Origin of the sequence: Dyella acidisoli (assembly GCF_030160295.1) — a bacterium.
GTDB classification, from domain to species: Bacteria; Pseudomonadota; Gammaproteobacteria; order Xanthomonadales; family Rhodanobacteraceae; genus Dyella_B; species Dyella_B acidisoli.
The window spans coordinates 169,645-180,259 of record NZ_BSOB01000010.1 but is presented as its reverse complement, the minus strand read 5'-3'; the positions used below and the strand labels follow the sequence as shown (position 1 = coordinate 180,259).

14 protein-coding genes and 4 tRNA genes are annotated in these 10,615 nt (G+C 60.0%); all 18 read left to right on the top strand.

The features are described from left to right. Positions 1-45: 45 nt before the first annotated feature. The 18 genes from QQJ86_RS05700 (at position 46) to rplV (ending at position 10,611) form a co-directional block, all read left to right on the top strand. Positions 46-122: transfer RNA gene (locus QQJ86_RS05700), tRNA-Gln, on the top strand. A gap of 187 nt (positions 123-309) precedes the next feature. Continuing rightward, a complete protein-coding gene (locus QQJ86_RS05695) occupies positions 310-1,266 on the top strand; it encodes a ribose-phosphate diphosphokinase (RefSeq protein WP_423372901.1) in 957 nt (318 codons plus the stop codon). Between the two features lie 280 nt (positions 1,267-1,546). Next, a complete protein-coding gene (locus tag QQJ86_RS05690) occupies positions 1,547-2,206 on the top strand; it encodes a 50S ribosomal protein L25/general stress protein Ctc (protein ID WP_284319949.1) in 660 nt (219 codons plus the stop codon). An 84-nt stretch (positions 2,207-2,290) separates the two neighbouring features. Beyond that, a complete protein-coding gene (gene pth / locus QQJ86_RS05685) occupies positions 2,291-2,875 on the top strand; it encodes an aminoacyl-tRNA hydrolase (protein ID WP_284319948.1) in 585 nt (194 codons plus the stop codon). A 58-nt stretch (positions 2,876-2,933) separates the two neighbouring features. Next, positions 2,934-4,025, top strand: a complete 1,092-nt coding sequence (gene ychF, locus QQJ86_RS05680; protein ID WP_284319947.1) for a redox-regulated ATPase YchF — start codon at positions 2,934-2,936, stop codon at positions 4,023-4,025. A 67-nt stretch (positions 4,026-4,092) separates the two neighbouring features. Continuing rightward, positions 4,093-4,590 carry a GNAT family N-acetyltransferase gene (locus QQJ86_RS05675; protein ID WP_284319946.1) on the top strand — a complete coding sequence of 166 codons (498 nt, stop codon included), beginning with the start codon at positions 4,093-4,095 and terminating at the stop codon, positions 4,588-4,590. A gap of 37 nt (positions 4,591-4,627) precedes the next feature. Further along, on the top strand, positions 4,628-5,116 hold the full coding sequence (locus QQJ86_RS05670; RefSeq protein ID WP_284319945.1) for an acyl-CoA thioesterase: 489 nt from the start codon (positions 4,628-4,630) through the stop codon (positions 5,114-5,116). A gap of 135 nt (positions 5,117-5,251) precedes the next feature. After that, positions 5,252-5,337 (top strand) — tRNA-Tyr (locus tag QQJ86_RS05665). A 95-nt stretch (positions 5,338-5,432) separates the two neighbouring features. Beyond that, a tRNA-Gly gene (locus tag QQJ86_RS05660) sits at positions 5,433-5,506 on the top strand. 25 nt (positions 5,507-5,531) lie between these two features. Beyond that, a tRNA-Thr gene (locus tag QQJ86_RS05655) sits at positions 5,532-5,607 on the top strand. 86 nt (positions 5,608-5,693) lie between these two features. Then, positions 5,694-6,884 (top strand): elongation factor Tu, encoded by a 1,191-nt coding sequence (tuf, locus tag QQJ86_RS05650; protein ID WP_284319944.1) that lies wholly within the window; start codon positions 5,694-5,696, stop codon positions 6,882-6,884. Between the two features lie 390 nt (positions 6,885-7,274). After that, complete coding sequence (gene rpsJ, locus QQJ86_RS05645; RefSeq protein WP_014402136.1) at positions 7,275-7,586, top strand: 30S ribosomal protein S10; 312 nt, start codon at positions 7,275-7,277, stop codon at positions 7,584-7,586. A gap of 20 nt (positions 7,587-7,606) precedes the next feature. Continuing rightward, a complete protein-coding gene (rplC, locus tag QQJ86_RS05640) occupies positions 7,607-8,248 on the top strand; it encodes a 50S ribosomal protein L3 (RefSeq protein ID WP_284319943.1) in 642 nt (213 codons plus the stop codon). An 11-nt stretch (positions 8,249-8,259) separates the two neighbouring features. After that, positions 8,260-8,862 (top strand): 50S ribosomal protein L4, encoded by a 603-nt coding sequence (gene rplD, locus QQJ86_RS05635; protein ID WP_284319942.1) that lies wholly within the window; start codon positions 8,260-8,262, stop codon positions 8,860-8,862. Next, entirely contained in the window at positions 8,859-9,152 is a 294-nt protein-coding gene (gene rplW / locus QQJ86_RS05630; RefSeq protein WP_284319941.1) for a 50S ribosomal protein L23, read from the top strand. The genes rplD and rplW overlap by 4 nt, the downstream gene beginning before the upstream one ends. A 17-nt stretch (positions 9,153-9,169) precedes the next feature. After that, on the top strand, positions 9,170-9,991 hold the full coding sequence (gene rplB / locus QQJ86_RS05625; protein ID WP_284319940.1) for a 50S ribosomal protein L2: 822 nt from the start codon (positions 9,170-9,172) through the stop codon (positions 9,989-9,991). Positions 9,992-10,003: 12 nt separating this feature from the next. After that, positions 10,004-10,276, top strand: a complete 273-nt coding sequence (rpsS, locus tag QQJ86_RS05620; protein ID WP_188792860.1) for a 30S ribosomal protein S19 — start codon at positions 10,004-10,006, stop codon at positions 10,274-10,276. Further along, positions 10,276-10,611: a 50S ribosomal protein L22 gene (rplV, locus tag QQJ86_RS05615; RefSeq protein WP_284319939.1), complete on the top strand. Its 336-nt coding sequence runs from the start codon at positions 10,276-10,278 to the stop codon at positions 10,609-10,611. Before rpsS ends, rplV begins: the two co-directional genes overlap by 1 nt. Positions 10,612-10,615 lie beyond the last annotated feature (4 nt).

The following is a 10,615-nucleotide window of genomic DNA, read 5'->3' as shown; positions in this document are numbered from 1 at the left end:
CAGCGAGCGGCGCGGATCGAGCCGGGGCAAAATACCAACAAATACTGGGGCGTCGCCAAGCTGGTTAAGGCACGGGATTTTGATTCCCGCATGCGTAGGTTCGAATCCTACCGCCCCAGCCATTTAGAACAGGGCTCGAGCGGGCTCTTGTTTGTGCAGTTCAAGGATGGATTGCCACCGTATCGGGCACTTGCGTGCCCGATGCTTTTCAAGCTCCATTCGGGTTTGTACCGAAGGGGTATGTTGGGATGGTCGGGAAGCGCCTTTCCAGCTGAGCTGACTCAATGGCCTGGTTCTGAGGAAACAATCGTGGATACGTCCAGCCCGATGCTGTTTACCGGCAATGCGCACCGTGCCCTGGCCGAAGACATCGCTCATCGCCTAGGCATGCCGCTGGGCAAGGCCTTGATCGGCAAGTTCAGCGACGGCGAGGTGCAGATCGAGATCGAAGAGAACGTTCGCCGCCAGGAAGTGTTCGTGCTGCAGCCTACCGGCGCACCGAGTGCGGAGAATCTGTTCGAACTGCTGACCCTGGTCGATGCGCTCAAGCGCGCATCCGCCGCCAGCGTCACCGCCGTCATGCCGTATTTCGGCTACGCCCGCCAGGATCGTCGCCCGCGCTCGGCACGTGTACCGATCACCGCCAAGCTGGTCGCCCGCCTGATTGGCACCGCCGGCGTGGATCGCGTGCTGACAGTCGACTTGCACGCTGATCAGATCCAGGGCTTCTTCGACGTACCAGTGGACAACGTCTACGCCTCGCCGATCTTGTTGGCGGACATCTGGCGCAGCTACAGCATGGACGACTTGATCGTGGTGAGCCCGGACGTGGGCGGCGTGGTACGCGCGCGCGCCATCGCCAAGCGCCTGGACGACGCCGATCTGGCCATCATCGACAAGCGCCGTCCCAAGGCCAATGTGGCCACGGTGATGAACATCATCGGCGACGTGGAAGGCAAAACCTGCGTGATGGTGGACGACATCGTCGACACCGCTGGCACCTTGTGCGCCGCCGCCGCTGCCCTGAAGGAGCGTGGCGCCCGCAAGGTGGTGGCGTACTGCGTGCACCCCGTGCTTTCCGGCGCGGCGATCCGCAATCTTGAGGGTTCCCAGCTGGATCAGCTGGTGGTCACCAATACCCTGCCGCTGCGTGAAGACGCCAGGAATTGCGCCAAGATCCGTCAGCTTTCGGTGGCGGAGCTGCTGGCTGAGACGATCCGTCGTATCGCCTTTGGTGAGTCGGTGAGTTCTTTGTACATCGACTAAGCGCGGTTGCTTTTCTTCCTCTCACATCCAGGGAGAGGATCGGAGTGAGGGGCCAAGGCTTGCCCCAGGGGCCATAGAGCCGCGCTTCGAATGACGCTTGCCGCGAGGTTAGCCCGTCACTCCAACCCTCTTCCCAGAGGGGAGAGGGAGTCACAGCGCTCGGTTTTCGATATACTTACGCGCTTTTCCGCCCACATCCGCGGGCATTTCGGCTCTCCTGGTCGCGGGAGAGTCAGTTCGGCTGCCGTGAGGCGGCTTTCAAACTCAAGGCAATACCAATATGGCCAAGACTCATGAAATCGCGGCACAGGCCCGCAAAGACGAGGGGAAAGGTGCGAGCCGCCGCCTGCGTCGCGCGTCCTTCGTGCCCGCAGTGGTTTACGGTGCGGGTCAGCCCGCAGAGAGCATCCAGATCGAGCACAACACCATCCTGCTCGCCGCCAGGCACGAGTGGTTCTTCTCCTCGGTGCTCGACCTGAGCATCGACGGCAAGGTGCAGAAGGTGCTGGTGCGCGACTGGCAGAAGCATCCGTTCAAGCAGCAGATGCTGCACATGGACTTCCAGCGCATCAACGAGAACGAAGCGATTCGCGTGAATGTGCCGATCCACTTCCTGAATCAGGAAAAGTCCCCGGCTGGCAAGACCGCCGGCGTGGTGATCTCGCACAACCTCAATGAAGTGCAGGTTTCGTGCTTGCCGAAGGATCTGCCGGAGTTCGTCGAACTCGACTTGGCTGACCTGAAGCCCGGCGACATCATCCACCTGTCGCAGCTCAAGCTGCCGGCGAACGTGGAAATCCCGGAGCTGCACCTGGGTGCGGACCACGACGTGGCTGTGGTCACTGCTGTGACCGTGCAGGAAGAAGTCGACGCAGCACCGGCCGCCGAAGGTACGGAAGGCCAGCCGGCTGCTGAGGCTCCCAAGGAAACCAAGAAGTAAGTCGCTTCAGGCTTCCACCCCCTCTCCCCTCCGGGGAGAGGGCTGGGGTGAGGGGCCAATCTTGCGGCCAACTCCCACAGACCCATGGCAGGCCTACGACTCATCGTCGGACTGGGCAACCCCGGTGCCGAATACCTCAGAACCCGGCACAACGCCGGGTTCTGGTTTGTTGACGCCCTGGCATCGGGCCAAAACGAGCGTTTCGGTTTCGACGGCAAGTTGCATGGCGAAACCTGCAAGTTGCGCATCGGCGGCGAGCCGGTGTGGCTGCTGAAGCCCGCTACCTTCATGAACAAGAGCGGCATCGCCGTTGCCTCCGCGCTGCGGTATTACAAGATCGAGCCGGAAGAATGCCTGGTCGCCCACGATGATCTGGATCTGCCTGCCGGCACAGTACGGCTGAAGTTCGACGGTGGTCACGGCGGCCAGAACGGCTTGCGCGACATCGTGGCCCATTTAGGGCACGGCAAATTTCACCGCCTGCGTCTTGGCATCGGTCATCCCGGACACAAGGATCAGGTTACGCCTTGGGTGTTGGGTCGTCCTTCCGCCAAAGATGAAGACGCCATGCTGGATGGCGTTGCTCGCGCGCTGGATGTGTTGCCGCTGGCGGTCGACGGGCAGTTCGACAAGGCGATGCAGCAGTTGCATACGCCGGCAAACCGTTGAGCGGCCGACCGCCGTTTATTATTTCGTTTTTCAACATCATTTCCCGGATCGAGAAACCATGGGCATCAAATGCGGCATCGTCGGCCTGCCTAACGTCGGCAAATCCACCTTGTTCAATGCGTTGACCAAGGCCGGCATTGCCGCGGCCAACTTCCCGTTCTGCACGATCGAGCCGAACGTGGGTGTAGTGCCGGTGCCTGATGTGCGTCTCAACGAGCTGGCAGGCATCGTCAACCCGCAAAAGGTGGTGCCGACTGCGGTGGAATTCGTCGACATCGCCGGCTTGGTGGCGGGTGCGTCGAAGGGCGAAGGCCTGGGCAATAAGTTCCTTTCGCATATTCGTGAGGTGGATGCGATTGCGCACGTGGTGCGCTGTTTCGAGCATACCGACATCGTGCATGTGGCCGGTAAGGTCGATCCCATTGCCGACATCGAAACCATCGATACCGAGCTGGCGCTGGCGGATCTGGATTCGGTCGAGAAAGCGCTCAATCGAGCCGAACGCGCCGCCAAGGCAAACGACAAGGAAGCCTTGGCCAAGAAGCCCGTACTGCAAAAGCTCGCTGCCGCACTCAATGAAGGCAAATCCGCGCGCAGCATCGGTTTGGATGATGAAGAAAAAGCGCTTGTGCGCGATCTTTTTCTGCTCACGCTAAAGCCGCTGATGTACATCGCCAACGTGCGCGAGGACGGCTTCGAAAACAATCCGCATCTCGATGTTGTGCGCCAGCGCGCGGTGGGCGAGGGCGCCGAAGTGGTGCCGGTGTGCGCAGCGATCGAGGAAGAGCTGTCGCAGCTCGACGATGCCGATCGCGATGAATTTCTCAAGGATCTAGGCCTGGAAGAACCTGGTCTCAATCGCGTGATCCGCGCAGGTTACAAGCTGTTGAATCTGCAGACTTACTTTACCGCCGGTGTAAAAGAGGTGCGCGCATGGACTGTCAAGCGTGGCTCTACCGCACCGCAGGCGGCTGGCGTCATCCACACCGATTTCGAGCGCGGCTTCATTCGCGCAGAAACCGTCTCGTACGACGATTTCATCCAGTACAAAGGCGAGACGGGTGCAGCAGCAGCCGGTAAGTTGCGCAAAGAAGGCAAGGAATACATCGTCAAAGACGGCGATGTGCTGCACTTCCTGTTCAACGTCTGACATTTCGAGCCCCGCGCAAGCGGGGCTTTTTCATGCGAGCATCGCGTCACGCATGGAGTGAACGCGCATGTCTCGTGAGGTACTTCGCATACGCCTCGCCCAACCGGATGATGCTTGTGCTATCGGCGTGCTGAGCCGGCGCGTTGTGCGGCGCTGGGTGGTGCCGGATCAGCCGCGCAAGATCGGGCGTGAATTGCTTTCGCGTCTTACTGCCAAGGTGCTTCGGCAGAAGATGATGGAAGGTCAGCGTTTTCACTTGGCGTATCTCGGCGACGTGCTGGTGGGTGTTGCCGCCATGCGCGACGACAGGCATCTCGTTCACTTCTATGTGGGCACGCGTTACCAGGGGCAAGGTATATCGCGGCGTCTGTGGCAACGCACGCTGCAGGATGCTGTCCGGCGCGCAGGCACTCGTCGTTTCACGCTCAATGCCACGCGCTGTGCTGTGCCGATATACCTGCGTCTTGGCTTTCGCGCCGATGGTGCCGAAAGAGCGTCACCGATGGGTGTGCTCACCACGCCGATGACGTTGCGAGTGACGGTGCAGCGCGCCAAGCAGGCATAATGCCCGCTTCTCGATTGACATAGCCGTTGGAGCATCCATGTCAGGTCAGCAGCACGAAGTTACCTTTCGTTTTCTTGCCCAGCCCTCTGATGTCAACTTCGGCGGCAAGGTGCACGGCGGCATGGTGATGAAATGGATCGATCAGGCTGGTTATGCCTGCGCTGTGGGCTGGAGCGGGGCGTATTGCGTTACGGCTGCGGTCAGTGGCATCCAATTCGTCAAGCCGATCCTGATCGGCGATCTGGTCAGCGTGCGGGCCAAGTTGATCTACACCGGAACGTCCAGCATGCAGATGGCTGTGGATGTGCTGGCCCGCGACCTGCGCAGTGGTGAAGAGCGTTTGGCGACCAGTTGCGTGATGGTGTTCGTCGCGTTGGACAAGCCAGATGGTAAGCCTACCGCGGTGCCGCCCTGGACACCGCGCGACGACAATGAGCGACGATTGCAGGAACAGGCAAGGCATTTGCTAGAGGTTTCCAAGAGCATGGCGCAGTTCGTTGACACGCGTAGCGCAGGGAACGATTGAGCAAATCCTGCGAGATGTGTCGAACGAATCTGTGCATGGCTTTAATGCGCCCGGAAAACTCGAAAAAATCGGCCGTTTCGCTCGTCAAGGTGTTGACACATCAAGCCCCGATCCACACAATAGCCGTTCTTTGTTGGAGGGATACCCAAGCGGCCAACGGGGGCAGACTGTAAATCTGCTGGCTCACGCCTTCGGTGGTTCGAATCCACCTCCCTCCACCAGTCGATTATCACGGGTAACCATGGTCAGGCTGGAAGGCGGATCGCAAAAGCGGTTGAATGTGCTGATGCGGTTCGAGAGACGAGTTCCGCGCAGGGCGGGAGTAGTTCAATGGTAGAACCTCAGCCTTCCAAGCTGATGGTGCGGGTTCGATTCCCGTCTCCCGCTCCATTGATCTCGTCGCTGTGTTTTTTGTGCTCATGTAGCTCAGTCGGTAGAGCACTTCCTTGGTAAGGAAGAGGTCGCTGGTTCGATTCCAGTCATGAGCACCACCGCACGCGGCTGCCGCGGTATCGCCTGACAGCTCGTTTAGATTTCCTTATCACTCACTCATTGACTCCATCGGGATTTGGCGCTCATGGCAAAGGGTAAATTCGAACGCACCAAGCCACACGTAAACGTGGGCACGATCGGTCACGTGGACCACGGCAAGACGACGCTGACAGCGGCGCTGACGAAGGTTGGTGCAGAGCGTTTTGGCGGTGAGTTCAAGGCGTACGACGCGATTGACGCGGCGCCGGAAGAAAAGGCGCGCGGTATCACGATCTCCACGGCCCACGTGGAATACGAATCGCCGAACCGCCACTACGCCCACGTGGACTGCCCGGGCCATGCTGACTACGTGAAGAACATGATCACGGGTGCGGCGCAGATGGACGGTGCGATCCTGGTGTGCTCGGCCGCGGACGGCCCGATGCCGCAGACGCGCGAACACATCCTGCTGAGCCGCCAGGTGGGCGTGCCGTACATCGTGGTGTTCCTGAACAAGGCCGACATGGTGGACGACGCCGAGCTGCTGGAGCTCGTGGAGATGGAAGTGCGCGAGCTGCTCTCCAAGTACGAGTTCCCGGGCGACGACACCCCGATCATCAAGGGTTCGGCCAAGCTGGCGCTGGAAGGCGACCAGTCGGACATCGGCGTGCCGGCGATCATTGCGCTGGTGGACGCGCTGGACAGCTACATCCCTGAGCCGGTGCGCGTGCTGGACAAGCCGTTCCTGATGCCGGTGGAAGACGTGTTCTCGATCTCCGGCCGCGGTACGGTGGTAACCGGTCGCGTGGAGACGGGCATCATCAAGGTCGGTGACGAAATTGAGATCGTGGGTTTGAAGCCGACGGTTAAGACGACGGTGACCGGCGTGGAAATGTTCCGCAAGCTGCTGGATCAGGGTCAGGCGGGCGACAACGTGGGTCTGCTGCTGCGCGGCACGAAGCGTGAAGACGTGGAGCGCGGTCAGGTGCTGGCCAAGCCGGGTTCGATCACGCCGCACACGGATTTCGAAGGCGAGATCTACGTGCTGTCGAAGGAAGAGGGTGGCCGTCATACCCCGTTCTTCAGCAACTACCGCCCGCAGTTCTATTTCCGTACGACGGACGTGACCGGCGCGATCAAGTTGCCAGAGGGCACGGAGATGGTGATGCCGGGCGACAATGTGAAGATCTCGGTACAGCTGATCGCCCCGATCGCGATGAGCGAAGGTCTGCGCTTTGCGATTCGCGAAGGCGGCCGTACGGTAGGCGCTGGCGTCGTCGCCAAGATCACCAAGTAAGTAGGTATACGAAAACCGCCTGCCAAATAGGCGGTTTTCCTTAAGGCGCTTGTCATATGGCTTTAAGTGGGCTATAGTTGTTGAGTTGTTGCCGGCGAATTTATTCAACGGCCTACCGCGAAATGAGGCATAGGAAGTGCTTCGAGTTCGCTAACAAGGATGTTGCGGGGTCCTGGGTGGAGTGAAGTCTCCATTACTTTGTTGGGCTCCGCATACGCTATCTGTCTGGGCAGGCCGCAAAACGGCCTGCCCCGGCGTTTTGAAGTCCTCTGGGTATCGAGAATGCTTGAGGATTTTTTTGCGGGACTTGCAGTGCAGTTAAGGGTTGTGCGGAGTGGTGAGAAGCCACTTCGATTCACAAATTTGTTCTTTAGATAACAGGACACGGTTATGGCGAACCAAAAGATTCGCATTCGGCTTAAGGCGTTCGATCATCGTCTGATCGACCGTTCGGCCAGCGAAATCGTCGAGACGGCCAAGCGCACCGGCGCTACAGTTCTCGGTCCGATTCCGCTTCCGACCAAGATCGAGCGTTACACCATTCTGGTGTCGCCGCACGTCGACAAAGACGCCCGCGATCAGTACGAGACCCGCACCCACAAGCGCGTGCTGGATATCGTCGATCCCAACGACAAGACCGTGGACGCGCTCATGAAGCTCGATCTCGCCGCTGGCGTTGACGTTCAGATCAAGCTTGGTTGAGCGATAAACAGGATACGAACATGAGTATCGGACTGGTTGGCCGCAAATGCGGCATGAGCCGACTCTTCACTGAAGACGGACGCTCGATTCCGGTGACGCTGATCGAAGCGACGCCGAACCGTGTGACCCAGGTGAAGACGGAAGATAACGATGGTTACAGCGCGGTGCAGGTCACCGCGGGCGCCAAGCGCGCCAGCCTGCTGACCAACCCGGAGAAAGGTCACTACGCCAAGGCGAAAGTCGAGCCGGGCCGTGGCCTTTGGGAATTCCGCTTGAATACGGTCGATGCCGGCAAGTACGCCGTCGGCGCTGAAATCAAGGCTGAAGAAGTGTTTCAGGTCGGCCAGATTGTCGACGTGGCCGGTGTCAGCAAGGGCAAGGGCTTTCAGGGCACGATCAAGCGCCATGGCTTCACCATGGGCGACGCTACTCACGGTAACTCGCTGTCGCATCGCGCGCCGGGTTCGATTGGTCAGCGTCAGACGCCAGGTCGCGTGTTCCCGGGCAAGAAAATGTCGGGTCACATGGGTGCGGTCAATCGCACCGTGCAGGGCTTGGAAGTGGTCAAGGTAGACGCCGAGCGCCACTTGATCGCGGTGAAGGGCGCTGTGCCGGGTGCTACCGGCGGCGACGTCATCATTCGCCCGACCACCAAGGGTTGAGGAGAGACGGCATGGAACTGAATGTTATTGGCGCCAAGCCGCTCAGCGTGTCGGACGAAGTGTTCGGCGGCGAGTTCAAGCAGGCCTTGGTGCACCAGGTTGTAGTGGCCTACCAGGCCGGTGGTCGTGCAGGCACGCAGTCGCAGCTTTCGCGCAGCGATGTGTCCGGTACTACCAAGAAGTTCAAGAAGCAGAAGGGCGGTGGCGCTCGTCACGGCGATTATCGCGCTCCGATCTTTGTGGGCGGCGGTGTGACATTCGCGGCCAAACCCCGTAGCTATGAGCAAAAAGTCAACCGCAAGTCCTATCGCGTGGCAATTCGCTCGATTCTTTCGGAGCTGAATCGCCAGGGTCGTCTAAAGGTTGTTGAGGGCTTCGGCATCGATGCCCCGAAGACCAAAGCAATGGTCGCCAAGTTGGCCGAACTCGAAGTGTCCGGTCGCGTGTTGCTGGTGTCGGAAGACGCGAACGAAGCGCTGTATCTGGCATCGCGTAATATCCCCTATCTGCATGTGGTGGATGTGCTCGCGTTGAACCCGGTCAGCCTGGTTGGTTCCGACTATGTGGTAATGACCGTCGAAGCGGTCAAGAAAGTCGAGGAGTGGCTGGCATGAGCAACGAACGCATTCTGAATACGCTGCGCGCGCCGCACATCTCTGAAAAGGCGGCCCGTCTAGCCGAAAACAACCAGTACGTATTCGTGGTTGCTCCCGAAGCAACCAAGGCCGATGTCCGCGCGGCGGTCGAGAAAATGTTCGACGTGAAAGTCGAGCAGGTGAATCTCGTCAATGCCAAGGGCAAGGCCAAGTCCTTCCGTTTCCGCGCGGGCAGCCGTCAGGGCAAGCGCAAGGCGTATGTTCGCCTTGCCGAAGGCCAGACGATCGACGTGGCGGCTAAGGCCTGAGCCAGGAGTTCCGACAGATGGCACTAATTAATCACAAGCCAACCTCGCCGGGTCGTCGTGACGCCGTCAGCGTCCGCACCGAGGGGCTGCACAAGGGCGCGCCGTACGCGCCGCTGACCGAAAGTCAGTCGAAGACGGGTGGTCGCAACCATTTCGGTCGCATCACCACGCGGCATCGCGGCGGCGGTCACAAGCAGGCATACCGCATCATCGACTTCAAGCGCGACAAGGAAGGCATTGCCGCCAAGGTCGAGCGCCTGGAATACGACCCGAACCGCACCGCGCATATCGCACTGCTGTGCTACGCGGACGGTGAGCGCCGTTACATCATCGCGCCGGCTGGTGTGGCGGTGGGCGATCGCGTGGTCTCCGGTCACGACGCACCGATCAAAGTTGGTAACAGCCTGCCGCTGCGCAACATTCCGGTCGGTTCGACTGTGCATTGCGTGGAAATGAAGCCTGGCAAGGGGGCGCAGATTGCCCGTTCGGCCGGCGCTTCCGCACAGTTGATTGCGCGTGAATCCGGTTATGCCACGCTGCGTTTGCGCTCCGGCGAAATGCGCAAGGTGCCGGTCGATTGCCGCGCCACCATCGGTGAAGTGGGTAACTCCGAGCACAGTCTGCGCAAGTTGGGCAAGGCTGGTGCCACGCGCTGGAAGGGCATTCGCCCGACCGTCCGCGGCGTGGTGATGAACCCTGTCGACCATCCGCATGGTGGTGGTGAAGGCCGTACCTCGGGTGGCCGTCACCCGGTCAGTCCGTGGGGTACGCCAACCAAGGGTTACAAGACCCGTAACAACAAGCGCACGCAGCAGTTCATCGTGCGTCGTCGTAAATAACAGGAAGCCGTCATGCCGCGTTCTTTGAAGAAAGGTCCCTTCGTCGACCTTCATCTCATTAAGAAAGTGGAAACCGCGGTTTCCACCAACTCCAAGCGTCCGATCAAGACCTGGTCGCGTCGTTCCATGATCCTGCCGGAAATGGTGGGATTGACCATCGCCATCCATAACGGTCGCCAGCACGTGCCGGTGCTCGTCAACGAGAACATGGTCGGGCATAAGCTCGGCGAGTTCGCGGTGACGCGTACTTTCAAGGGCCATGGCGGCGATAAGAAGGGCAAGTGATGAGCACCGAAGCCAAAGCGATCCTGCGCAGCGCTCGCATTTCAGCGCAGAAGGCACGCCTGGTAGCTGACCTGGTCCGCGGTATGCCCGTGGGCCGTGCCAGCGACGTGCTCCAGTTCACCAACAAGAAGGCCGCGCACATGGTTCGTAAAGTGCTGCTGTCGGCTGTCGCCAACGCCGAGAACAACCTCGGTGCTGACGTCGATGAGTTGAAGGTCTCCAAGATCTTCGTCGACGAAGGCCCGGCGATGAAGCGCATGTACGCCCGCGCCAAAGGTCGCGGTTCCCGCATCCTGAAGCGCACGAGTCACATCACCGTGATCGTTGGTAACTGAGAGG

Coding starts and splice junctions, on each gene's coding strand:
- QQJ86_RS05690 (WP_284319949.1), top strand. CDS start 1,547: ATGGCCAAGACTCATGAAATCGCGGCACAGGCCCGCAAAGACGAGGGG.
- pth (WP_284319948.1), top strand. CDS start 2,291: ATGGCAGGCCTACGACTCATCGTCGGACTGGGCAACCCCGGTGCCGAA.
- ychF (WP_284319947.1), top strand. CDS start 2,934: ATGGGCATCAAATGCGGCATCGTCGGCCTGCCTAACGTCGGCAAATCC.
- QQJ86_RS05675 (WP_284319946.1), top strand. CDS start 4,093: ATGTCTCGTGAGGTACTTCGCATACGCCTCGCCCAACCGGATGATGCT.
- QQJ86_RS05670 (WP_284319945.1), top strand. CDS start 4,628: ATGTCAGGTCAGCAGCACGAAGTTACCTTTCGTTTTCTTGCCCAGCCC.
- tuf (WP_284319944.1), top strand. CDS start 5,694: ATGGCAAAGGGTAAATTCGAACGCACCAAGCCACACGTAAACGTGGGC.
- rpsJ (WP_014402136.1), top strand. CDS start 7,275: ATGGCGAACCAAAAGATTCGCATTCGGCTTAAGGCGTTCGATCATCGT.
- rplC (WP_284319943.1), top strand. CDS start 7,607: ATGAGTATCGGACTGGTTGGCCGCAAATGCGGCATGAGCCGACTCTTC.
- rplD (WP_284319942.1), top strand. CDS start 8,260: ATGGAACTGAATGTTATTGGCGCCAAGCCGCTCAGCGTGTCGGACGAA.
- rplW (WP_284319941.1), top strand. CDS start 8,859: ATGAGCAACGAACGCATTCTGAATACGCTGCGCGCGCCGCACATCTCT.
- rplB (WP_284319940.1), top strand. CDS start 9,170: ATGGCACTAATTAATCACAAGCCAACCTCGCCGGGTCGTCGTGACGCC.
- rpsS (WP_188792860.1), top strand. CDS start 10,004: ATGCCGCGTTCTTTGAAGAAAGGTCCCTTCGTCGACCTTCATCTCATT.
- rplV (WP_284319939.1), top strand. CDS start 10,276: ATGAGCACCGAAGCCAAAGCGATCCTGCGCAGCGCTCGCATTTCAGCG.